This window comes from Shewanella sp. ZOR0012, from assembly GCF_000798835.1.
Lineage (GTDB): Bacteria > Pseudomonadota > Gammaproteobacteria > Enterobacterales > Shewanellaceae > Shewanella > Shewanella xiamenensis.
Genome location: NZ_JTLE01000094.1, coordinates 3,000,920 through 3,025,031, shown reverse-complemented (window position 1 = coordinate 3,025,031; position 24,112 = coordinate 3,000,920). Strand labels below are relative to the sequence as shown.

At 47.5% G+C, this 24,112-nt stretch carries 22 protein-coding genes; 14 read left to right on the top strand and 8 right to left on the bottom strand.

The features are described from left to right. The first annotated feature begins 69 nt into the window (after positions 1-69). The 4 genes from menD to menE are packed head-to-tail and all read left to right on the top strand — an operon-like array spanning position 70 to position 5,233. Positions 70-1,791, top strand: a complete 1,722-nt coding sequence (menD, locus tag L976_RS14955; protein ID WP_047537955.1) for a 2-succinyl-5-enolpyruvyl-6-hydroxy-3-cyclohexene-1-carboxylic-acid synthase — start codon at positions 70-72, stop codon at positions 1,789-1,791. Continuing rightward, the gene (gene menH / locus L976_RS14950) at positions 1,791-2,591 is read left to right on the top strand and encodes a 2-succinyl-6-hydroxy-2,4-cyclohexadiene-1-carboxylate synthase (RefSeq protein ID WP_047537952.1); all 801 of its coding nucleotides are present in this window, start codon (positions 1,791-1,793) and stop codon (positions 2,589-2,591) included. Before menD ends, menH begins: the two co-directional genes overlap by 1 nt. Before the next feature lie 50 nt (positions 2,592-2,641). Then, positions 2,642-3,736 carry an o-succinylbenzoate synthase gene (menC, locus tag L976_RS14945; protein ID WP_047537949.1) on the top strand — a complete coding sequence of 365 codons (1,095 nt, stop codon included), beginning with the start codon at positions 2,642-2,644 and terminating at the stop codon, positions 3,734-3,736. A 6-nt stretch (positions 3,737-3,742) separates the two neighbouring features. Continuing rightward, on the top strand, positions 3,743-5,233 hold the full coding sequence (gene menE, locus L976_RS14940) for an o-succinylbenzoate--CoA ligase (protein ID WP_047537946.1): 1,491 nt from the start codon (positions 3,743-3,745) through the stop codon (positions 5,231-5,233). A 68-nt stretch (positions 5,234-5,301) separates the two neighbouring features. On the opposite strand, the gene rpoH is transcribed toward menE, so the two are convergent. The 4 genes from rpoH to ftsY all read right to left on the bottom strand — a co-directional run bounded on the left by rpoH (position 5,302) and on the right by ftsY (position 9,658). Continuing rightward, entirely contained in the window at positions 5,302-6,159 is an 858-nt protein-coding gene (gene rpoH / locus L976_RS14935; protein WP_047537943.1) for an RNA polymerase sigma factor RpoH, read from the bottom strand. Positions 6,160-6,389: 230 nt separating this feature from the next. Then, a complete protein-coding gene (gene ftsX / locus L976_RS14930) occupies positions 6,390-7,355 on the bottom strand; it encodes a permease-like cell division protein FtsX (protein WP_047537939.1) in 966 nt (321 codons plus the stop codon). Then, on the bottom strand, positions 7,352-8,053 hold the full coding sequence (gene ftsE / locus L976_RS14925; RefSeq protein WP_037423627.1) for a cell division ATP-binding protein FtsE: 702 nt from the start codon (positions 8,051-8,053) through the stop codon (positions 7,352-7,354). The genes ftsX and ftsE overlap by 4 nt, the downstream gene beginning before the upstream one ends. Before the next feature lie 3 nt (positions 8,054-8,056). Continuing rightward, on the bottom strand, positions 8,057-9,658 hold the full coding sequence (gene ftsY, locus L976_RS14920; protein ID WP_047537934.1) for a signal recognition particle-docking protein FtsY: 1,602 nt from the start codon (positions 9,656-9,658) through the stop codon (positions 8,057-8,059). Between the two features lie 213 nt (positions 9,659-9,871). On the opposite strand from ftsY, the gene rsmD reads away from it, so the two are divergent. Further along, positions 9,872-10,519, top strand: a complete 648-nt coding sequence (gene rsmD / locus L976_RS14915) for a 16S rRNA (guanine(966)-N(2))-methyltransferase RsmD (protein WP_047537931.1) — start codon at positions 9,872-9,874, stop codon at positions 10,517-10,519. Position 10,520: 1 nt separating this feature from the next. Next, entirely contained in the window at positions 10,521-10,793 is a 273-nt protein-coding gene (locus tag L976_RS14910; protein WP_047537927.1) for a DUF1145 domain-containing protein, read from the top strand. On the opposite strand, the gene L976_RS14905 is transcribed toward L976_RS14910, so the two are convergent. Next, complete coding sequence (locus L976_RS14905; RefSeq protein WP_052184073.1) at positions 10,750-11,763, bottom strand: GlxA family transcriptional regulator; 1,014 nt, start codon at positions 11,761-11,763, stop codon at positions 10,750-10,752. The genes L976_RS14910 and L976_RS14905 overlap by 44 nt on opposite strands. 84 nt (positions 11,764-11,847) lie before the next feature. On the opposite strand from L976_RS14905, the gene L976_RS14900 reads away from it, so the two are divergent. After that, positions 11,848-12,384, top strand: coding sequence for a cysteine hydrolase family protein (locus L976_RS14900; protein ID WP_047537925.1), 537 nt, complete (start codon positions 11,848-11,850; stop codon positions 12,382-12,384). A 68-nt stretch (positions 12,385-12,452) separates the two neighbouring features. On the opposite strand, the gene cymA is transcribed toward L976_RS14900, so the two are convergent. Then, a complete protein-coding gene (gene cymA / locus L976_RS14895; RefSeq protein WP_037423641.1) occupies positions 12,453-13,016 on the bottom strand; it encodes a NapC/NirT family cytochrome c CymA in 564 nt (187 codons plus the stop codon). A 410-nt stretch (positions 13,017-13,426) separates the two neighbouring features. On the opposite strand from cymA, the gene L976_RS14890 reads away from it, so the two are divergent. The 6 genes from L976_RS14890 (at position 13,427) to L976_RS14865 (ending at position 20,027) form a co-directional block, all read left to right on the top strand. Next, complete coding sequence (locus tag L976_RS14890) at positions 13,427-13,789, top strand: hypothetical protein (RefSeq protein ID WP_047537921.1); 363 nt, start codon at positions 13,427-13,429, stop codon at positions 13,787-13,789. 90 nt (positions 13,790-13,879) lie between these two features. Further along, positions 13,880-14,335: a DUF2057 family protein gene (locus tag L976_RS14885; protein ID WP_047537918.1), complete on the top strand. Its 456-nt coding sequence runs from the start codon at positions 13,880-13,882 to the stop codon at positions 14,333-14,335. 107 nt (positions 14,336-14,442) lie between these two features. Continuing rightward, on the top strand, positions 14,443-14,883 hold the full coding sequence (locus L976_RS14880) for a hypothetical protein (RefSeq protein WP_047537915.1): 441 nt from the start codon (positions 14,443-14,445) through the stop codon (positions 14,881-14,883). Positions 14,884-15,101: 218 nt separating this feature from the next. Then, a complete protein-coding gene (locus L976_RS14875; RefSeq protein ID WP_047537912.1) occupies positions 15,102-15,362 on the top strand; it encodes a heavy metal-binding domain-containing protein in 261 nt (86 codons plus the stop codon). 21 nt (positions 15,363-15,383) lie between these two features. Continuing rightward, positions 15,384-16,874 (top strand): efflux RND transporter periplasmic adaptor subunit, encoded by a 1,491-nt coding sequence (locus L976_RS14870; RefSeq protein WP_047537909.1) that lies wholly within the window; start codon positions 15,384-15,386, stop codon positions 16,872-16,874. A 9-nt stretch (positions 16,875-16,883) separates the two neighbouring features. Beyond that, positions 16,884-20,027, top strand: a complete 3,144-nt coding sequence (locus L976_RS14865) for an efflux RND transporter permease subunit (RefSeq protein ID WP_047537907.1) — start codon at positions 16,884-16,886, stop codon at positions 20,025-20,027. Positions 20,028-20,099: 72 nt separating this feature from the next. Here the strand turns inward: L976_RS14865 and L976_RS14860 are convergent, their stop codons facing one another. Then, on the bottom strand, positions 20,100-21,674 hold the full coding sequence (locus tag L976_RS14860; protein WP_037423671.1) for a hypothetical protein: 1,575 nt from the start codon (positions 21,672-21,674) through the stop codon (positions 20,100-20,102). A gap of 194 nt (positions 21,675-21,868) precedes the next feature. Between L976_RS14860 and L976_RS14855 the strand changes: the two genes are divergently transcribed. Then, complete coding sequence (locus tag L976_RS14855; RefSeq protein ID WP_047537904.1) at positions 21,869-23,038, top strand: ribonuclease T2; 1,170 nt, start codon at positions 21,869-21,871, stop codon at positions 23,036-23,038. 232 nt (positions 23,039-23,270) lie between these two features. Here L976_RS14855 and L976_RS14850 read toward each other — a convergent pair whose 3' ends face one another. Further along, complete coding sequence (locus L976_RS14850; protein ID WP_037423677.1) at positions 23,271-24,053, bottom strand: VOC family protein; 783 nt, start codon at positions 24,051-24,053, stop codon at positions 23,271-23,273. Positions 24,054-24,112 lie beyond the last annotated feature (59 nt).

Here is a 24,112-nt window from a genome sequence, read left to right as displayed (position 1 = left end):
AAGACGGGCATACATCTTAATCGTCAAACACGTTACACTAAGCCTATCTTTATCCTGATCGATCTTGCTATGCGAACCGAAAACACAGCCACACTTAATCTCATGTGGGGCGCACTGATTCTGGAAGAATTAGCACGTCTTGGTGTGCAGCATGTCTGCATGGCACCAGGCTCACGCTCAACCCCGTTAACTCTTGCAGCAGCCCAGCAAACCAAGCTGAAACGTCATTTGCATTTCGATGAGCGCGGCTTAGGGTTTATGGCGCTTGGATTAGCCAAAGCCAGCTCTGCGCCAGTGGCGATTATTACCACCTCTGGCACGGCCGTCGCTAATCTTTATCCTGCAATAGTCGAAGCTTGGCTCACCCATGTGCCTTTAATTGTCCTCAGTGGTGACAGACCGCCAGAATTACTCGGTTGTGGCGCCAACCAAGCCATAGTGCAACCAGCCATTTTTGCCCATTATGCCCAGCAGGTGAATCTCCCCACACCGGATGCGCACATTGCACCGCAGATGTTGCTCACCACGCTTGATGAGGCCGTGGCCAATCAAACACGCCCTGTGCATATCAACTGTATGTACCGTGAGCCGCTATATCCGAATGAATTAACTGCCACAATTCTCGATAGCGAATCGCCATACCTCAAGCCGCTGCAAACATGGCTGCAACAAGCACGTCCTTACACTCTTTATGGTAAGCGTGAACAATTAAGCAGCCCGAGCGAAGATGCCATTATGCGTTTCGTCCATGGTAAGGGCGTCATCATCGCGGGTACGCTCACGCCAGAGCAAGATCCACAGCAACTCATTGCGCTATCTCAAAAAATTGGCTGGCCGTTACTAACCGATGCTCAGTCCCAACTGCGACAACATCCGGCGGCGATTGGTAATATTGACCAACTACTGCAACATCCCAAGGCGCGCAATCTGTTACAAGAGGCAGACCGCGTACTGGTGTTTGGTGGACGCTTATTGTCTAAGCGTTTGATTGCTTACCTTGCCGAACAAAACTGGCACAGTTACTGGCAAGTACTGCCGCAGCAGGACAGGCTCGACCCAAGCCATAACGCTAAACACATTTGGCACGCCAACGCAGCCCAATTTGCATCGCTTAACTGGTATCGCTCTTCATCGGCGAATTGGGCTAATACCTTAGTTAGCTACAACGATGAATTGCATAGTTTATTCGTGCGCAATATTGATCAAGGTGAGTTTGGTGAAGCTCAGGTTATCCGCGCGATTGCCAATACGCGACCGCTGGAGCAGCAATTGTTTATCGGCAATAGCCTGCCGGTACGTTTGTACGATATGTACGCGCCAGTGAGCTGCTGTACTGCCACCACTTACACTAATCGCGGCGCCTCGGGGATCGATGGCTTACTGGCCACCGCCTGCGGTATTGCAGCGCACCAAGGTAAACCGACCAGCTTGATTATTGGGGATTTATCCCAGTTGCATGATCTCAACTCCTTTGCCATCGCCCGCAATTTAACCAGTCCTCTGGTGATCATTATCCTCAACAACGATGGCGGTAATATCTTTAATCTCTTGCCCGTACCCAATGAGGAACTGCGCAGTGATTACTATCGGTTAAGCCATGGTCTGGAATTTGGTTATGCCGCCGCTATGTTTAATCTTCCTTATAACCAAGTGGAGAACTTAGCCGACTTCCAAAATAGCTATAATGAAGCGCTGGATTATCAGGGTGCTTCTGTCATCGAAGTCACCGTTAGCCAACACCAAGCCAGCGAGCAGATCGCCGCGCTGAATTTATGGGTGAAACAAAGCTAATGCCGACCGTGGCCCGTTATGGAGAGACAGCACAGCCAAACTTGGTCCTGATCCATGGTTTTTTAGGATCGAAGGCCGATTGGCTACCGCTGATCCCTAAACTCAGCCAACATTTTCACTGCATCTGCCTCGATTTACCCGGCCACGGCGACAATCAACCAGAAATCGCATCGACGCTCACTGATGGCTTCGACTTTTGTGTCCAAGACATTATCAGCCGCCTCGATCGCCTCGGCATTGAAGCGTTTTACCTCTATGGGTATTCCCTCGGTGGCCGGATTGCCTTACATCTTGCCCAGGCTTATCCGCAGCGTGTGTTGAGTTTGTGGCTAGAATCCTGTCATCCTGGGCTGACAAATACCGAAGAACAAGCCGCGCGCAGCAAGAGCGACAACCTGTGGGCCAAACGGCTGCAAAGCTTGAGTAGCGTGGATTTTTTACAGCTTTGGTATCAACAGGCCGTGTTTGCCGATATGCCAGACAATGCGCGCAATGCCTTGATAGTAAAGCGCGTGGCGCAGCTCGACCAACATCCCAAACACATACTCAAGCAAATCTTTTTGGCGACCTCACTTGCCCGCCAAGCTTCACTTTGGGATCTACCTGCAAGCCTTGCTTGCGAATGCCATTTTTTTGCCGGCAGCCAGGATGCTAAATTCACCGCAATAGTAAAGGACTGGCAAGCACAACAACCTATCGTCTTGCATCAAATTGACGATGCCGGACATAACATACATCAAGCCAATCCTGCGGGATTACTGGCCTGTATAAAAAGCTTAATCGGCGAGCGCTTGCCTTAAAGAACCACGCAAAAAGACCGCCTTTAAATCGATAAAGCGTTAAGGAAAATATGATCTTAACTTCACTTAGCTTGTATTTATATCGCCTACCCTTAGACCGCTTTTTGCCCGTGGGTAAACAACGCATTGACCACAGAGATGGCTTGGTGTTGCAAGCCAAGGCCACTGCTGAAGGTGAAGCTAGCGACATCTACGCAACAAACGGCGCCGCGGCAAAAAGCAAGCAGAGGGAATCCCATGTTGAAATCGCGCCACTCTCAGGGTTCGATATCGACCAACAGCCATTATTAGGCTTTAGCCGTGAAAGCCTCGATGAGGTTCAACAGGCCTTAGTGGCGCTATTACCCAAGCTGCAAAACCAATCTATTGATTGCTTGCTCGAGCAAGCCGAAGCGAGTCCCTATCCATCCATTGCCTTTGGCTTAAGTCTGCTACATGCCAAAATCAGCGGAAAACTCGATACGGTGCGCCCAGTGACCACCACTGTGCCGTTGATTTATCAGCCAACAGATGCGCCCAAAGCCGAGTTGATAGCTAAAATCGCCAAGCTCGATAGCAGTGTGCACTCAGTTAAAGTGAAGGTTGCACAAACCTCCATGGAAGATGAGTTAAGTTTGATTTATGGCATCTTAAGCCAAAGACCGGAACTCAAGCTGCGCTTAGATGCTAATCGTGGATTTAGTTTGGAACAGGCCCTCGACTTTGCCGCTTGCTTGCCACTAGATAGCATTGAATATATTGAAGAACCTTGCCAAAAGCCGCAGGATAATCACACTCTGTATCGCGCCATTCCCCTGCCCTATGCCCTAGATGAATCCCTCAATGACCCAGATTATCAATTTGTGATGCATGAGGGATTAACGGCATTAGTCATCAAACCCATGCTACTGGGCAGTATTGAAAAACTTCAGCGCCTTATCGACGAGGCGAACAGCCATGGCGTGCGCTGTATCTTAAGTTCCAGCCTTGAGGCCAGCTTAGGTATCAATGATTTGGCCCATTTAGCCGCCATACTGACGCCCGATGAAATTCCTGGGCTCGATACGTTAGCCGCCTTTAGCCAAGACTTAATCGTACCAAGCGGCAAGCCCCAAACTCTTACGCTTAAATGCCTTAAACTTGTCGCCAGTACGCAGCAGGATTAATTGCTAATGTCCGAATCTAAAACATTGGCTTCATCCCAATCTATTTCACAGCAACGTATTTCGCCATTACATAGCGCCACACTCATATCACCCACACAAACGGCGGTTAAGTGCAATGGACAAGACATCAGCTACGCGAGCTTAAGCCAAATGGTGCTGGGCTTGGGTGAGCAGCTCACGCGCATCGGCGTTGGCCAAGGGCAATCACTGGCGTGTATCAGTCGTAATAATCTAGAGATGATTTGCCTGTATTGGGCCTGTGTGGATATTGGTGCCATCTTCTTTCCTATCTCGCCGCGTTTTCCGCTGGCGCAAGTTCAAGGGCTTATCGATAGCCACCAAATCCCTTTCTATTGGAGCGAAGCGGCGCTGGACTTGTCAGGCAGTCATCAACTCACGCTGGATTTTAGCCTCGATGCGGCTCCTAGCGCCGACCTAGCCGCGACAGCCTTTGATATTTATCGCCCGAGCAATGTGATTTTAACCTCTGGCTCCAGCGGTTTTCCCAAGGCGGCCGTGCACAATCTTGCGAATCACATTGCCAATGCCGAGGGCGCCCGCAGCCTGATCCCGCTGGTAGCTGGTGATGCTTGGTTATTATCATTACCGCTGTTTCATATTGGCGGCCTTGCAATACTCAACCGCTGCGCCCTAGTCGCGGCGACTGTGGTGCTGCCAGATCTCGCGCTCCCGCTACAGGTACAAATCGAGCGCGATGCGTTAACCCATATGTCCCTCGTACCGACCCAGTTAGTCAATTTGCTCACTGACAAACAGGCCTCGCTCCACAGTATTAAAGCCCTGCTACTCGGTGGCGGTGCAGTTTCTATCGATTTACTTAAGCAACTCGAACAGCGCCATATTGCCAGCTTTACTAGCTACGGTATGACGGAAATGGGCTCGCAAATCACCACTGGCCCCGCGCTGAGCGATGGTAGCAGCGGTAAATTACTCCCAAGGCGTGAGCTTAAGATTGTTGATGGGGTGATTTGGGTTAGGGGCGAATGCTTATTTATGGGCTATCTCACTGATAAGGGAATAGAAAAGCCACTTGATGCCGACGGTTGGTTTTATACCAAGGACAGAGGCGAATGGGATGCTAACGGCAATCTTAAGATCCTTGGCCGCGTCGATAATATGTTTATTAGCGGCGGCGAAAACATTCAACCAGAAGAGATTGAAGCGGCACTCAAACTTCATCCGCTAATAGATGAGGCAATCGTCTTCCCTCAGCCCGATCCCCTCTTCGGCCAGCTCCCCGCGGCTATTATTCGCGGTGACATTTTCCACGCTAAGACTATCAGCAGCGATATAAGCCGCAGCCACACCAGCCAAGAGATGAGTGCGATAGAGGCCGAGCTTGAAGTCTTTCTCGCCGACAAAATCGCCCGCTTTAAAAGACCACGCCGCTATTACCCTTGGCCAGAAAATGCCGCGCAAACAGGCTTAAAAGTGAATCGGCAACCGTTGATTGCCAGCATCCAATCCAAGTCTTGATGATTTCGGCCACAAAAAAACCTGCCGAAGCAGGTTTTTTTGTTGTCTAGAAAGAAAACGTAGCTTAATTAGGCTTCCATACAAGCCTTAAGCTTATTCATGGCGTTTTTCTCTAACTGGCGAATACGCTCAGCTGACACTTGATAGGTTTCTGCCAATTCCTGAAGGGTAGTTTTATCATCGTCTAACCAACGGGCACGCAGAATATGCTGGCTACGCTCGTCTAAGGTTTTGATGGCCGACAATAAACGACCTTGGGCATTAGATTCCCAGTTATCGTTTTCGATGTTTTCGGCTAAATCCGATGAATGATCTTCAAGATATTGCACTGGGGCAAAATCCTGCTCATCATCGTTATCACTGCTCAGATCAAACGCAGGATCCTGCGCCGCCATACGTGATTCCATCTCTGTCACATCGGCCTTAGAGACACCTAAGTTTTCTGCGACCATTGCGACTTCATCATCGCTAAACCAACCGAGGCGAGTTTTCGCTTTACGGATATTAAAGAACAACTTGCGTTGCGCTTTGGTGGTAGCGACTTTAACAATGCGCCAGTTTTTCAGCACATATTCGTGAATTTCAGCTTTAATCCAGTGCACAGCAAAAGACACTAGACGGACGCCTACATCGGGATCGAAACGCTTAACCGCTTTCATCAGACCGATGTTGCCTTCTTGGATCAAATCCGCCTGCGGCAGACCGTAACCTGAGTAGCCCTTAGCAACATGCACCACAAAACGTAAGTGCGACATAATCAGTTGCTTCGCTGCTTGCAGATCACCCGTTTCCTGCAAACGCTTGGCTAACTCATACTCAGTCTCAGCGTCTAACATTGTCATGCTAGTCACTGAATGGATATAAGCTTCTAAACTACTGCTGCCCTGAGGGACTGTTAGTGCCATTGATTGCGTTTGAAAGGTCATTCGCGCTCCTACTTTCTTGCTACTTATCAAATATAAGTCGATTTCATCCTGTGGTTTCACTCAAAACACCCTAAGGATGAGCTGACGAACTATCGGCTAATTGACAGAGTATGTCAACCTTCGCTCGTCTGGGGTGTTACTTTTAACCCCGTTGAATAGACATTGCAAGTGAACAAAAGTTCATCGCCAGCCATATTTATCAAGGTATTTAAACTATAAGCGATTGATCATTAAGAAGGTTCAATCGTTCTTAAATGTTGCCTTACCGAAAGATAAGAACCTAGCCAACCTAAAAAAGAAGCCAAGCCCACTAATTGTAGCAGTTCGGTAAAGGTCAGAGACTTCATCTCTAGCTGACTACCATACAAACCGAGCAATTCGGCTAGGGCAGAATCGAGATACCAAACCAACAAGTTAATGATAAGCCAAGCTAATACACCGCCAATCACTCCGTACCAAATACCGGTATAAAGGAAGGGACGTTGAATAAATGCCTCAGTTGCCCCGACTAACTTCATCACTTCTATTTCACTACGGCGATTCATAATGGCTAAGCGAATCGTGTTACCTATCACTAATACCACCGCCAAGACGAGTAACGCCGCAATCGCCATTACCGTGCGTTCGAGTAAACGCACCACAGCCTGTAGCCGCTCTAACCATTCAATATCTAAGCGACCAAAACTGATTTCAGGCTCGCGCTCAAGCTTAGTCAATAATTCGCGAGCTCCCACTGGCGTGGAATAGCGCTGGGTTGGTGTCACGGTAATTACCGCGGGAAGCGGATTTTTATCAAGATAGGCTAACGCTTCACCAAATCCAGATAGACGCTGAAACTCCTCAAGCGCTTGATTGCGGTCGATATACTGTACCTTTTCTACCTCGGGATAAGCGCGGATACGCGTTAACAAACTTTGAATAGTCTGCTCGCTGCGATTTTCATCGATAAAAAGTGAAATCTCCGCCGCGCTATTCCAAGAAGTGGTAATAGTCTCGGCATTTTTAACTAGCACTTGCAATGCTGCGGGCAAGCTTAAGCTCACCCCAAGCACAGCCATCGTCATCAAAGAAGAAACGGGACTGCGCCATAACTCGCCCATACTCGCCATGGCTTGCTGCACATGACGAATAAAAAACATCACGATGCGCCCTGAAATGGGCAACTTACTGCGCGTTAATTTGGCGTTATCACTCATAGCGCATTACCTCGAGCAGTCGCGTGTCCATGATGTAATTCCTGGGCACCGAGCATACGCCCTTGCTTCAAGGTAAAAGTGCGGTATTTCATCCGCGCGATCAGTCCCAGATCGTGGGTGGCAATGAGCACGCTCGTGCCTGCATCGTTAAAGGTTTCGAATAGGCGCAAAATATCCATCGACAATTTAGGGTCCAAGTTGCCCGTCGGTTCGTCGGCCAGCAATAGTGGCGGTTTATTAACGATCGCGCGGGCGATACCGACACGTTGCTGCTCACCACCGGATAACATGATGGGGTTATGGCGCTCTTTGCCATATAAACCCACCATATCCAATGCGCCAGCGACCCGTTTGCGGATCTCGCCATGGGAGAAACCTTCAATCACTAATGGTAAGGCAACATTGTCGAATACGCTTCTGTCCATCAATAGATGATGGTTTTGGAAAATCATCCCAATATTGCGACGCAAATAGGGCACGTGTTTGGGGCTGATTTTGGCAATATCGTGGCCATTAATCGCCACACGGCCAGTGGTGGCGCGCTCGATCACTGTGATTAATTTCAACAGGGTACTCTTACCCGCACCCGAATGGCCGGTTAAGAATGCCATTTCACCTTTTTGTAGATGAAAATTCACTTCCTCCAGCGCCATTTGGCCACCAGGATAAATCTTACTGACCTGCTGAAAATCAATCATAAATTAGCTATCCGCTTTCTCTTGAGTGAACAAGGCATCAATAAATTCTTTAGAATTAAAGGTACGCAAATCATCAATTTGCTCACCCACGCCAATATAACGTAGCGGGATTTTAAACTTGTCGGCAATCGCAAACACCACGCCGCCCTTGGCGGTACCGTCGAGCTTGCTGATGGTCATGCCGGTAACGCCAACGGCTTCTTGGAATAGCTGCGCCTGGCTAATCGCATTTTGGCCAGTGCTCGCATCTAAGGTCAGCATCACTTCGTGTGGCGCTTCTGGGTCGAGTTTCTTCATCACTCGTACTACTTTCTTTAACTCTTCCATCAGATGCGACTTGTTTTGTAAGCGACCCGCTGTATCAGCAATTAATACATCAATTTTTCGGGCTTTAGCCGCTTGCAGCGCATCAAAAAGTACCGAGGCACTGTCGGCGCCGGTATGTTGGGCTATCACAGGGATATTATTGCGTTGGCCCCAAACTTGTAATTGCTCCACAGCTGCTGCGCGGAAGGTATCGCCCGCCGCTAACATCACAGACTTACCTTGGCGCTGGTATTGCTTTGCCAGTTTGCCAATCGTGGTGGTTTTACCCACACCGTTAACACCGACCATAAGAATCACATAGGGGCCGTTAGCATTTTCAGGCACTAATGGGATTGCCACAGGATCGAGTGTCTTTTGCATTTCATCACGCAGCAGATCGTATAGGGCTTCGGCATCCTTTAATTGCTTGCGAGACGCGTGTTCCGTCAGGCTGTTAATCAAGCGAGAAGTGGTTTCTACACCTACGTCGGCGATCAATAACTGTTCTTCCAGTTCCTCAAACAGTTCATCATCGATTTTTTTGCCACGAAATAGGCCGATGAAACCGCTACCAATATTTTCGCTAGTACGCATTAAGCCGCGTTTTAGACGCGCGAAGAAGCTTTCTTTGGCGGGTTTGGCCTGGGGTTCGGGTTGTTGCTCAAGGGGTTGTTCAGCTTGGACCTGTGCAGCGGCAATTCGCTCTGCTTCTGCTTGGGCTTCAGCGGCCTGTTCTTCGGCAACTCTTTCGGCTTGTGCTTGTTCAGCGGCTAACTGCTCTGCCTGCGCTTGCTCCGCTGCTAAGCGCGCGGCTTCGGTCGCTTGTTGTTCGGCTAAACGCGCAGCTTGCTCTTCGGCAATGCGCTGGGCTTCCGCTTCTGCTTGAGCTTTTGCCGCTTGTTCTGCTGCAACTCTTTCCGCTTGCGCTTGTTCAGCGGCTAACTGCTCTGCTAGAGCTTGCTCCGCCGCTAAATGCGCGGCTTCGGCGGCCTGTTGTTCGGCTATACGTGCAGCTTGCTCTTCGGCAACACGCTGGGCTTCTGCTTCTGCTTCTGCTTGAGCTTTTGCAGCTTGTTCTGCTGCAACTCTTTCCGCTTCTGCTTTTTCGGCCGCTAATTTGTCGGCTAGAGCCTGTTCGGCGGCCGCCTTTTCAGCCGCGAGACGGGCTTCTTCAGCTTGCTGCTTTGCTAATGCTTCGGCTTGCTCGGTTTGCGATGGAGTAGAGACTGGGGTTTGCTCGACAACCTCATCTTGTGATTTATCTTTACGAAACCAGGAGAAAAAACCTTTCTTTGCCATGTGTAATTCCAGCGCTCTACTTCAGTGTTGAATTTAAAATAAGACCCTGCCGTTATACCAGATTACCGCGGCAATTACGCCCAAAAAGTCGGCAATTAGTTCTGCTCTATCAGCCTTCTCACCTTTTACTAGGAGTTTGATATAAAATAGTGGCCTTTATAAAGGTGGCATAGTCTACCACTTTCTTTCTTCAGGCAAAATCACGGGGGCACTTTGGCTAATAATCGTGCAAACAACAAGCAAGTGACCAAGAGTCAAACGGCCAATAAGAAAGCCGGTAGCGGCCAAGTGCGGATCATTGCAGGACAATGGCGTTCGCGCAAACTGCCCATCCATGATTTAGACGGCCTGCGGCCGACCACAGATAGAGTCCGCGAAACCCTCTTTAACTGGCTTGCCAATGATATTGCCCACGCAAGGGTGCTCGACTGCTTTGGTGGCAGCGGCGCCTTGGCGCTTGAGTCCCTCTCACGCTATGCCAGTTACGCCAAGATTATCGAGTTGCAACGTCCAGCTGCCATGCAACTTAAAGCGAATCTCAATACCCTCAAGTGCGACAATGCCGAGGTACTCAACGCCGATACTTTAGTCGTGCTGCAAAATGGCTGCGAGCAAGGGTTTGATGTGGTGTTTATCGATCCGCCTTTCCGCAAAGGCTTAGCAGAAAAAACCATTCAACTGTTGGACAGCCAAGGTTGGCTTAATGATGGCGCGCTCATTTATGTGGAGGTTGAGTCGGAATTAACTCACATGGCAGTCCCTGCGACTTGGCAACCGCTCAAAGACAAAACCGCAGGGCAAGTTAGCTATCGCTTATATCAATACCAAGCCGAAGACTCTCCGGCTAACACCAAGGAATAGCATGTCGTTACTGATCAATATGGGCAAAGCCATCACCCTAATAGCGTGGCTGATGATGGCTTATAACCTTGTTATGCCTTTTGCTGGCAATATCGGCATTATTCTCAATATCTTGCTCGGCATTACTTGCTTGATGCATTGCTTCCAGGTTGCCATCTTCCATATGCTGTTTAAAAATCTGCTGACGCTGCGCAAACAAGATTATCTGCAAGTGTTTATCTTCGGCGTATTTAGTTTATTGAGCTATCGTCGACAGGTGTTAGCGCAGGCGTAAGCGCACTAAACCTTTGTCGAAAGGCACTCGGTGTTAAACCGGTAATACGAGTAAACGCTTTGCGACAGGCGCTCACATCCTCATAGCCAACTTGATGCGCTATGGTCTCGAAACTCAGTGGACTATTTTCGAGTAAGTCGCAGGCCTTTTGGATCCTGAGTTTTTGTAGGTATTCATTAGGCTTATGCCCTGTCGCTTTCACAAAACGTCGCAAAAAAGTTCGCTCGCCCATACAGCACTGCTGCGCCAAAACCGCAACATTCATCGGCTCACCATAGTCGGTTTGTAGGCGATTTTGCAGACCCAAGATCACAGCATCCCCATGATCTCGTTTAGGTAAAAACTGTTGGTAATAACGCTGTTCACGCCCACCGGTATCGATAACAAGGTACTTACCCAGTTGGCGCATGACTTTCACATGGCAAAACTGCGCGACTAACTCTAGCCCCAAGTCGAGCCAGGACATCATGCCAGCAGCCGTGATGATATCGCCCTCGTTAACCATTATTTTTTCGATCTCGAGTTTCACCTGTGGATATTGGGTTTCAAACGTTTCCACTAATCCCCAATGGGTTGTCGCCTTGCGGCCATTGAGTAAACCCGCTGCGGCCAGCACAAATGCTCCCGCACAGGCAGAACAGAGAATAGCTCCTCGGGCATGTTGCTGCTGTAACCATAATCGCAATGAAGGCGCTGCATTGAAGTAAAGCTCAGTCTCGATGCTCGGCGGGATAATCACTAATTGATAGCACTCTTCGAGATTCATCTCCTCTAGGGATAATCGAGTCACTGCAAAACTGCTTGAGCTTAGGGATTTATTTTCGTCAGCTAACATCAGCTTATTAGCCACCAGCAACATCTCTTCTAAGCCAAATACGGCTGAAGTTAAGCAACCGGGTATGGCTAATATCGCCACTTTTAATGGGGATGGCTCGGCAAAGTTTGTCAATTTAAGCACCATAGATGTCATTTCTGCCACTCTTAATGGCAATGAATCTACCGCAAACTCTCCTTCGAAGACATCTTTTGCAAGAGAAACGAACAGGAGAAAAATATGTCGAGCTTAAACCAGATCCCAGCGAACAGCGCCTTAGTGATTATTGATGTGCAAAATGACTACTTTCCCCATGGGGCTTACCCACAATGGCAAGTCGATGAGGCATTAGCGCGCACCTTGCACTCAGTGCAATGTGCCCAGCAACAGGCAATACCGATTATTCTCGTGCAGCATATCGCCGATACTGCTCAGGGTGACGCCCCCTTTTTTAACTCACACACTCAAGGAGTTGAAATCCATCCAGCGCTTTTAGCTGAGCTACCCAATGCTCCAATTGTGGTAAAACAATTTGCCGACAGTTTCGATGGCACAGAGCTAGCCAACTTACTCCAAGATATGCAAATCAAGCATTTACTCTTATGCGGTATCATGACTCAAAACTGCGTGACCCATACAGCGCTATCACCCGCGGCACAAGCCTATTCAGTGCAAGTGATTGCCGATGCCTGCACAGCTCCCACGCAAATGGTGCATCAAATTTCGCTAAGCGCCTTGTCCCGCAGAGTGGCATTAATCAATAGCCAAGACTTATAAGACGAGAAAGCAAAAAGCCCTCGAAGAGGGCTTTTTATTTGAATATCAAGCTATTGAAGCGCTAAACCTTATCCTTTTGGATAGGGGTGAGCAACACCTTTGTGGCAGTCCACGCAGGTCTTTCTTGCTTCAGGATCTTTCTTGAAGTTGTTGGTGTGCATTCTCACAGCCATTGGCTTCATTGTTTCAGGTTGATTTTCATAAATACGAGTATGGCAATGTTGACAGTTAGCAGAGTCATTACCACGGAAGTAAGCTAAAGCTTTGTCAGCTTGCTCTTTGCGGTTTTCGTCTAGCCAAGCTTGAGTGTTAAAACCATCGATAGTTAAGAAACCGTATAAGTCCTTAGATACGATGATTTTCTTGATCAAGTAATCCACTGGAGCATGTGGTAAGTGGCAGTCTTGACATTGTACGGTCACACCAGCACGGCCACCGCCATGGGCAGAAGCTAACACTTCATTTTTCAATGAGTGGTTGCTATGGCAGCTCATACAAAATGCGTCTTCACTCGTCGCATGTAAGGTTTGTTGGGTTGCAAAGTAGCCCACAACACCAATAACGATACCAACAACCAGTAGCGCTAGGATGGAATATTTCGCGCTGGGTTTAAATAGTGCACGCCAGTTCATCACTCTATCTCCGAAAATATGGTCAAAATTAGTTTTTATAAGACTATTTTATATTTTTTCATTTATTAGAAATTTGATTTCAAGCCTAAAATGCCGATTAATGTAAACTTAAAAGCGCAAAATGAGACTTAGCTCTAACTCTGAATAATACGACTCGCTAAAACCAGCTTAGCAGAGCATTAGGGTACTTCAACTCTCACTAATACATTCATCATTATGCTAAGCGACAAATGATTAAGTACTACCTTAAGAAGCTAAGGCAATGAAATCATTTTTAGAATACAAAAATGTGATCAAGACGACATTTAACCTTTGCTATAAAAGCCTGACGCCTAAAACTAAACTCAAAATGAAACTTTTTATGCAATTTGTTGGTCTTTAAGGATAGGTACATTGGCAACGGTTTTTTTATGGCTAAGTTTTGGATCACCATAGCACTGTTATTTTCACTTATCGCTCAGTCGGCGATGGTGAATGCTATGCCAACTTCAGCGATGAATGACTTTCACGATATATCCAGCATGCAAATGGTTGATGGCAAAATAAATTGCACTATGCCCGATTGTCCCCCAGACGAATGCATGTTGCATTGCCAAGACTCTCTTACCAACCATTGCAAAACTCATTGCGTTGCACAGCTTTACCTCTCAACATCACAACCACAACTCGCGTTGATGAGTCATGCTAGTAATCGTATTACGAACAAAAGCTGGGCGATTCAAACCGCCGACCTTGGGTTGACCACACCACCACCCAACTCCGATTTGCTGTAACCGATCTTAATCATTAAATCGATTCAATCGCTCGCGAAGCTGCCACCACGATTTGGCGCTCACGCGAACACGCAAATTTTGGAGTTTATTATGAAAACGACCTTATTTAGTAAAATTTTCGTTGGCGTTACATTCGTCATCAGTACTATTGCTATCAGCATGACGGCGAGTGCTGCGACCTTGAAAGGCACTGATACACTCAATGTGGTCAGCATTAATGGCCAAGCAACTAAATCCTTTAAACCAGTACAACTACCTGAAGGTAAAGTGCTAATTGAAGTAAAATATCAAGATCTATTCAGTTATCGCGCCGATGATAGTGGCACTTGGGTGAAGTCTGAGCCTCTATTCTTTACCCTAGATGTTGCACCGCAGTCGAATTACCAGATCAGCACTCCAACATTAACTAGCGAGGCTGATGCCAAACGTTTTATCAATAACCCTCGTATACAGCTCAGTGTAGATGGTGCCACACCACTGCCACTCGTCTTGCAAAATCACAGTCAGTTAATGGCAGAGATCTTGCGAAATCAGGTCGCTAGATAATCCAACCTTAGGAGCGATGAGCGGAGGCATTAACTAAAATGTGAGTTAACGCATTGCAGCATAATGCCTCTGTGCTAGAATCCAAGCGTTCATTATCTGGAATTATTATGCATCAAACACTTAGTCGTTATTTATTAGTCATATTCACTTTACTCGCATTGGTCGGGCAAGGTGTTGTGTCTAATGGACACGCTATGGTGATGCGCTCAATGGAAATGGGCGCTATGGTTCATAGCCTTTCCAACCAAGGAATGGATCACGCGGCAATGATGCAAATGAACACCGAGCACCACGCTGACGCCAGTGCAATGGCCAATACAAATTGCTGTAACGATCAAATGCTTCCCGGCGCAAAACAGCATTGTTGTAATGGCACCACGTCCTGTCTTAACGATTGTGGACATTGCTTGACGATCTCAGTTGCTGGTACGCTTTTCAGTCCACATCTTTGGCCCAGTGTGAGTCTGAGTGATACCCCTATGGCCACTCCTATGCCTCATTTCCACTCTATCTCTTTATCGTCGGCCTTCAAGCCACCGATAGCCTAGTCCTAGCCTCATTGTGCCCTTTTTTCAGGGCGAACCAAGCTAACTATTTATTTTGCCGTTTATTGTGGTGCCCTCTTATCAAGCACCCAGAGTAAAGCTAAAACGTTGACTGTGCACGATGCTACCCATGGCATCAATTTTGAGTATGCACTCAAGAAATAAGCTCAATCACGTTTTTGCACTCATATTCGGCCCTAAAACCCGATGGAGTGAATAATATGAAAACCTTAACTAATCTTGCCTTAGTTGCATTTTTAATGACCAGCACCAGTGTGTTTGCTACAGCAACACCCCATGAGCATCACCACAACAATGCCGCGCCACAGGAACAAGCTGTAGCCTATGTTTGCCCAATGCATCCCGAAGTTACAGGTAACAAAGGTGATACTTGCCCTAAATGTGGCATGAATTTAGAGCCTAAAGCGACGACAGAAAAAATGGCTGACGGTGCAATGCACAAAGATCACGCGCACCACTAAGCTAGGCTGGAGATGAGGCATATGAACCAATTTTACAAAGTAAAAAAACCGTGCACTAAGGCTGTATTGATACTCAGTAGCCTTCTGCTGGGCACTCCTTGGTTAACCCAGGCTCAGCTTGTTGATCCTGCGGCTCAATCAGAGGCGGGGCATCAGCATAACAGCAATAGCGCCAATCAAGTCAAAACATATACTTGCCCTATGCACCCTGAAGTAGAAAGCCATGAACCCGGCCGCTGCCCTAAGTGCAATATGTTCCTCGTTGAGAAGGAAGAAACAAGCAATACTGCACAACATGAGGAACATCAAGCACATACACAAAACGCCAACGCGGCTCAAGTGTTTGATACCCCAACGCCTAAAGCCAATAACTTAGTCAAAAATCAAAATTCTGGCGCAACGATTAAGTATGTGTGCCCAATGCATGCCCACATCATTAGTGATTTCCCAGGTACTTGCCCTATTTGTGGGATGAATTTAGAGAAGGTCGAAACAGGCGGTAATACGCAGGAAATTAACATTAATGTCTCTGGCGGAATGCAACAAGCACTTGCCCTTAAAGTCGCCAACGTTGAGCGCGATACCCTATGGAAGTTTGTCGAAACCGTGGGTCAAATAGACTATGACGAGAGCCAGATCAGCCATATTCATGCCCGCGTTACTGGCTGGGTTGAAAAGCTAATGGTTAAATCCATGGGGGATACCGTCAAAAAGGGGCAGCTACTTTATGAGATCTACTCACCCGATTTAGTCAATGCTCAGGATGATTATCTGCTCGCCTTAGATACAGCGAAAACCTCCGGTAGCCAAAGATACCAAGATCTGGTTCGCAGGGCAGGCTTAAGGCTGTCGTTCTTAGGGTTTAACGAACAACAAATCAAACAATTAGCCAGCTCACGCCAAACCCAATATCGAGTACCGTTTTACGCGCAACAGGAAGGTGTTGTCGAAACACTCTCCATCCGTGACGGTATGTATATTGAGCCTTCTACTGAAGTCATGTCATTGGTCGATCTTTCTAAGGTATGGGTCATCGCCGATGTGTTTGAAAATGAACAAAGCTGGATTAAGGTTGGGCAAAAAGCCGAAGTCTCTGTGCCCGCGATGAATATCAACGGTATTGAAGGCACAGTTGACTATATCTATCCCGAGCTAGACCCTGTTACCCGTAGTTTGAGAGTGCGCGTGGTACTAAATAATACCGATGTATCTTTAAGACCCAAGACACTCGCTAAGGTTTCGCTCTTTGGCGGCCCAAATAAGGATGTACTCGTGATCCCACAGGAAGCGCTCATCCAAACGGGTAAAGAAAATCGCGTAATAGTGAAACAAGCCGATGACAGCTTTATCGCAAAAACTGTCACTGTAGGCATGATGAGCCAAGGCAAGGCCGAGATAGTCTCGGGCCTAAGCGAAGGTGAACGTGTCGTCACCTCAGGGCAATTCCTGCTCGACTCCGAGGCCAGCCTCAAGGGCAGCCTAATGCGTTTAAGCAGCGGTCATCAGCACTAGGAGCGCATTATGTTGAAATATATTATCGAGTCCTCGATCAGACAAAGACTTATGGTGTTAATTATCGCCATCATGGTTACTGTCTGGGGCGTGCAGGAGTTGCGTAAAACGCCACTCGATGCCCTGCCGGATTTATCCGACGTGCAGGTGATCATTAAGACCCCTTATCCAGGGCAAGCACCAAAACTGGTTGAAGAACAAGTGACTTACCCATTATCGACCGCCATGTTAGCCGTACCCGGTGCAAAAACCGTGCGGGGTTTCTCGATGTTTGGTGACTCTTATGTGTATGTGATCTTCGAAGATGGCACCGACATCTATTGGGCGCGTTCACGGGTGTTGGAGTATTTAAGCCAGATCAGCAGTCGCTTACCTAAAGGGGTACAACCCTCACTCGGCCCCGATGCCTCTGGCGTGGGCTGGGTGTTTGAGTACGCGCTGGTCGACCGCTCCGGCAACTTAGATCTCTCGCAACTTAAAAGCCTACAGGATTGGTATCTCAAACTTGAGCTACAAAGTGTTGCCGGTGTCTCCGAAGTCGCAACCGTCGGCGGTATGGAGCAGACCTATCAGATCGTGCTCGAGCCAGACAATATGGCGATCTATAAACTCGATATCGCCAGCGTCAAAGAGGCGATAGAAAGAGCCAATAGCGAAGCTGGTGGTTCGGTGGTCGAAATGGCCGAAGCCGAATATATGGTGCGCGCCAAGGGTTATCGTCAAACATTAGCTGATTTTCGTGAAATCCCATTAGGGATTACTAGCCCTTCCGGAACAGCTTTACTACTCAAAGATGTCGCTACCGTGCGCAAAGGCCCCGCTGCTCGCCGCGGTATTGCCGAGCTTGATGGCGAAGGCGAAGTCGTGGGCGGCATTGTGGTGATGCGGTACGGTGAAAACGCGCTTTCCACTATCGATGCGGTTAAAGCTAAATTGGAAGAGTTAAAAACAGGTCTGCCTGAAGGGGTGGAAATCATTCCAACCTATGACCGCTCTCAATTAATTCAAAAGTCTGTCGACAACCTATTCAGCAAAGTCATTGAAGAAATGTTGGTAGTGGGCTTGGTTTGCCTATTATTTTTACTGCATGCACGCTCAACATTGGTCGCGGTGATTACTTTACCGCTGTCGATTCTTATTGCCTTTATCGTAATGAATAAAATGGGGGTGAATGCCAATATTATGAGTCTTGGTGGCATCGCTATTGCCATCGGTGCAGTAGTGGATGGTGCGATCGTCATGATCGAAAACCTGCACAAACATTTAGAGCACTTTAAAACCGAACATCAACGCGAACCGTCGGTTAAAGAACACTGGGAAATTGTTAGCGCAGCTTCTATCGAAGTGGGTCCTGCACTGTTTTTCTCACTGATTATTATCACCTTAAGTTTTGTACCCGTATTTGCGCTAGAAGCGCAGGAAGGACGCTTATTTGCGCCACTGGCTTACACTAAAACCTTTGCCATGGCGGCAGCGGCATTATTATCCATTACGCTAGTGCCAATTCTGATGGGTTACTTTATTCGTGGAAAAATTCCTAGCGAGCGCAGTAATCCCATCAGCCGAGTGCTAATTGCCCTGTATCAACCGTCGTTGAAACTGGTGTTGAAGTTTCCAAAAGTAACCCTACTAATTGCTTTAATGGCACTGGCCAGTGCTTGGTATCCCATGACTCGTATGGGCAGCGAGTTTATGCCTGCGCTCGAAGAAGGCGATTTACTCTATATGCCAACGGCATTGCCAGGCATTAGCGCCAGCAAAGCCGCCGAAGTGCTACAACAGACGGATCGTTTGATTAAAACCGTCCCTGAAGTCGCTCGCGTATTTGGTAAGGTGGGGCGGGCCGAAACGGCGACAGATCCTGCGCCACTCACCATGCTCGAAACCACAATCATGCTAAAACCCCACAACGAATGGCGTGAAGGCATGACCTTAGATGGCATCATTAATCAGTTACAGCAGACGGTAAAAGTGCCGGGCCTCACAAACGCTTGGGTACAACCAATTAAGACACGTATCGATATGCTATCAACGGGCATTAAAACCCCCGTGGGCATTAAAATTACCGGTGCAGATGTCAATGAGCTGCAAGCCCTAGGCACCAAAATTGAAGCTATCTTAAGCAAGGTCCCACACACTAAATCAGCCTATGCAGAACGGAGTGGTGGTGGACGCTACATCGACATCACGCCAAAACTGGATGTTGCCGCTCGTTATGGTATGTCATTACAAGATATTCAGGATGTAGTGCGTTACGCCATTGGTGGTATGGATATTGGAGAGTCCGTACAAGGTGCTGAGCGTTACCCTATTAACCTGCGCTATCCAAGAGAGCTGCGTGACAATATCGAGAAACTGCGTGAATTACCTGTGATCACTAAATCGGGAAATTACTTACCACTTCGCAATTTAGCCGATATCGAAATAACCGATGGTGCACCAATGCTCACCAGCGAAAACGGGCGCTTAATCTCCTGGGTATTTATCGATATTGAGGGCACTTCTATTGGGGAATACATTAACACCGCGAAGCAAGCTTTAAATGCCGAACTCAAAATGCCGCCCCGTTATAGCTACAGCTTTGCGGGCCAGTATGAGTATATGCAACGGGTCGATGCCAAACTAAAGCAAGTCATCCCAATGGCATTAGGAGTCATCTTTATCCTACTGATGATGACCTTTGGCTCTACCATGCAAGCGAGCATGATCATGCTGAGTCTACCCTTTGCCTTAGTCGGCAGCACTTGGCTATTGTATCTACTGGATTACAACATCTCTGTTGCCGTCGCTGTTGGTATGATTGCCCTTGCTGGGGTAGCAGCAGAATTTGGGGTGATTATGTTGGTCTATTTAAATAACGCCATCAAACATCGACAGGAGAAAAACCTTTACCACAGCGTTGAAGACTTAAAAGAAGCCTTGATAGAAGGTGCGGTCATGCGGATACGTCCTAAAGCGATGACAGTTGCCACCATCTTCTTCGGCCTACTCCCCATTATGTGGGGCGCAGGTTCGGGTAACGATGTGATGCAAAAAATCGCCGCCCCAATGGTCGGTGGAATGGTGACAGCACCAATACTGTCGTTGTTTGTACTGCCGGCACTGTATCTTCTCATTTACTCGCGTAAATTAAAGCAAGACGCAGTTCACTGATAGTACAGGTATAAAAAATCCCCCAAACCATAATAGTCTGGGGGATTTTTATTCAACCGCATTTAAAAGGGCTTATTGAACCGTGTTAACAAACACAGGGTTAGAATAGAACCACAGGTCGTTATAGTTACGATCATTAATCTTGTTATACCAAGACTGTACCGATTCATCTTCAGCTTGATTAATCACAGCTGACTTCAAAGGATTGCCTCTTTCCGTCAAATTAGCTTGGTTATAATCTAAATTAGTCCCACGCAGACGGAAATATTGATGCCGATCCGCGATAAAACTGTAACTCATACTGTAGTAGCCATCGGCATCTTTATGCCAGTCGGCACGAGTAAAGGTTTTAACGACTAAGGTTGAATCGTTTGTTTCTTTTCTGTAGGCCGCGGTCCCAGGCTCAGCACGCTGACCCACGTTACCCGCAATCAAGTCTATATGGTTTACACCAGGGTTAATTCCAGCATAAATTTCATTACCTATATCGGACTCTTTATTATTCAACGCCGGACTTTTAAAGCGAATAGTGAGTGTTAACTTATCGCCAGGTTTAGCCACTAAAGTTTGTCCCATGGTGACACTATTCTTATTGCCATTTTCAAGCTTAAAATCCAAGGCATCGATCAAATCACCAAACACAGAAAAGCTATTGCCCGAGCGTAATCCCTTCAAAAGCGCTGTAGTATCTTTGCCATCGACCCAAGTGTAACTTTTCGCATATTCACCGGGATAATAACTACTGGCGTAGGGAGTACGTGTTTTGAAGTGAATATCCGAGTTACCCATGTTCCAAATTCGACGACCTTCACCCAATAATGCATCCCACCAGCCACCGACCTCAGCAACAACCGGATCGACGCCGCCGTACACTCCACTACTACGCTCACCATAGTCACCACGATTACCACTGAACTGGCCACCGACAAGACCTTCAACCATAAAGAAAACATTCGGAGCAACATCGTTCAGCTCTCTAACATCTTGAATCGTATAACTGGATAAATAACGACGAGGATGATTCAGCATCCCGTAGCTGCTGTCTGGATAATGAGTCTCTAACCACTTCAAAGCAGCAATAGCATCCTCATGAGTCTTATTTTGACGGGTATCCCCCGCAGCCGTCCATGCAGCAACATCTTTGGGATCAAAGTTCGTAATATCATTTTTACTACTAAATCTGTACTCAAAGGTCTTAACCGCAGACAGAACTTTGGCTTCATCACCTAAAATACCAATGTTAAAGTGCTCATGGGTTGGCATATCCCACTCAAAACTTGAATAAGCAATCTTGCCCTCATAGTTAGGCATGTTCTTCTTTAAACCGGGAATTTCATACTGAGTTAACGCATCGTAAAATAGTAATCCACCGACGTCGTTATCATCATTATCTTGACTGTTGTTACGCATATGATTTGATAATGAAACATAGTCTAAACCGAAGTCACCAAAGGCCCATTTCAGAATATCAGACTGGGTTTCACGAGCATCCTGCGAAACCGCAGTGTGAACGTGTAAATCACCTTTTAGCCAACGCCCACTGGGCTCAATGGGTGTAGGATCAGTCTTATCAGAGTCAGAATTACAACCAGATAGCACTACTAGAGACGATAATAAAACAACATTGAAATTTATGACCTTATGCATGAATAACCTCTTTATATTCAAAAGTTTTAGCAATAAAACCCGAATATAAGTCGAATGCATGACACCCTAATGACACTGATGTTTACGATCCATAAAATAAGCCTCTCAGTTTACAACGCTTATATGTACCATTAACGCAGCGCACCACAGAATTGAATTGACTCGACTCACTGCTGTAGAAAGGATGCCATCACATGACTAAGCCATCTTGTTTAATCATCAGCCAAATATGGCCACAAAGACTTTTCCTTAAAAAAAGATTACATGTTTTACTCGCTTCGTTCAGTTTATGCTCTGCACTAATCATGTCAGCAGCACCCGCATATGCCGCCCCCGCCACAGGGGAATTTGTGGCCAATAAACGCTGTGAGTTGTTTCAGTCTAAAAATAAACAAACCAATCCCGATGATTGGCAGAGCAATATCGGGGAGCGTTATCCCGTTACGGAGATTTTAGGAAACAGCGTCAATCCTGACTGGATTCGCGTCCGCACCAATGCCATCAGTTCACCGTTACGCTGGATTAAAGGTGATTGTGGACAATACAATACCAATGTAGCAGCGGCAGAGACTTATCAGCCAAACTCAACCAAAGAGCATGCGCAAACCACTACAGCCTCTGATATCAAAGCCATCAATCGTGAAAGCCTAAAAGAACGAGGTACGCCAGAGAAACGCCAAGGCCATGTGTGTCAAATCGAGGATAACTACGACTCCCATGTGCTCGCCTTAAGTTGGCAAAGCACCTTTTGTGAACTCTATGGCAGTCGTAAAGCAGAATGCCGCGCCTTAAGCCAAACCAGTGATGCGCCTCAATGGCAACACTTTAGCCTGCATGGCCTCTGGCCTAATCGCCAGCAATGTGGCACTCGTTACGGCTTTTGCAGCAGCGTAAAACAACAACCGAGTGACTTTTGCGATTATCCTGAAGTACCACTCAATGCCTCTGTGCAAAAGAATCTGGAAGAAGTGATGCCTAGTGCTCGCTACGGCACCTGTTTAGAACGCCATGAATGGTGGAAGCACGGTACCTGTCGTAATCAAGACCCCAATGACTATTTTTTACTGGCGACTCAGCTGACGCAGGAAGTCAATGCCTCGACATGGGTACAACAATTTATCCATGAAAGAATTGGTAAAAAAGTCACACAACAAGAGTTGAATCAAAGCTTTGATACTAGCTTCGGTAAAGGTGCACACACTAAGATCACGCTTGATTGCGCCAAGGGACTCTTAAGCGAAATCCGGATTAATCTTCCACAAGAGATCAAGCTATCAGACTCAATTCCGAGCCTACTTGCTAAAGCACCGAAGGCGAAAAAGACTAACTGCCCAGACCCACTCTCTATCGACAAACCAAACTAACTTAACCTGAACTTGGGGTAACGAGTGTCGAAAAAATCTAAATTTAACAAACCAAGATAACACCATAAACTATTGTTTTTAAAATACAATTTCTCATGACTGAATGCGCAGATTTTTGTGCATATCAAGGCGCTCTGTCGTATGCCATAGCGAGCTATGGTTAGACAGAGCAACACAGAGAGGCCCAAAAGATGCCTATTCAGCGGCGCTACTTATCCCTGCTCAGGTTAACTTATTGGTTTTCATTTTGGGATAGGTGTATTACCGCGAAAGTAGCACCTTGGGCGTCAGCAATCACCGCAAAACGTCCCACATCAGGGATATCGCTTGGCGGCACGCATAGCTGTGCGCCCAGCCCCTGCGCCTTAGCGGCAAAAGCATCACAATCCGCCACCACAAAATAAGGCATCCAATGGGCGGGGATCTCGCCCCATTCCGGCATCATTTTCATCATGCCCCCCATAGACTGACCGTCAATTTGCCACTCGGTGTAATCGATGCCGGGCACATGACTGGGGAGCGCGGTCCAAGGAAACACTTGAGTGTAAAAACTGGCTTCGGCGCTAGGTTCACGGCAAGCCAGCTCCACCCAACACAGGGTATTTTCTTCACCTTGGCGACGTGAGCCCGAGTGGTTTTTAGCTTGCCACAGGGCAAAGCGTGCTCCTTCGGGATCGCTCACCTGCGCCATCACGCCCGCATCACCCACCACATGCGGTCCCATGTGCAATTGCCCACCCGCAGCCAAGATGGCGGCAACCGTCGCTTCGATATCCTTAACCGCAAAATAAATCCGCCAATGGCTAGGGATCTGTGGTTCCGACTCAGGGATTTGATACATGGCCCCTAAATCGTCCCCCTCCAGATTGAACAGCGAGAAATGACCATTAGGAATTGCCATTTCCACCGCATTCCAACCAAACAGCGCATGGTAAAACCCCTGTGCACCCTGCCAGTCATGGCTCGCCAATTCGACCCAACAGGCCTGTCCCTGTGCGTACTGAGTAATCCTCATTGCAGACTCCAATCAAACAGATAATGTGTTCGAGTTAAGCTGGAGTTTATGCAACTGTC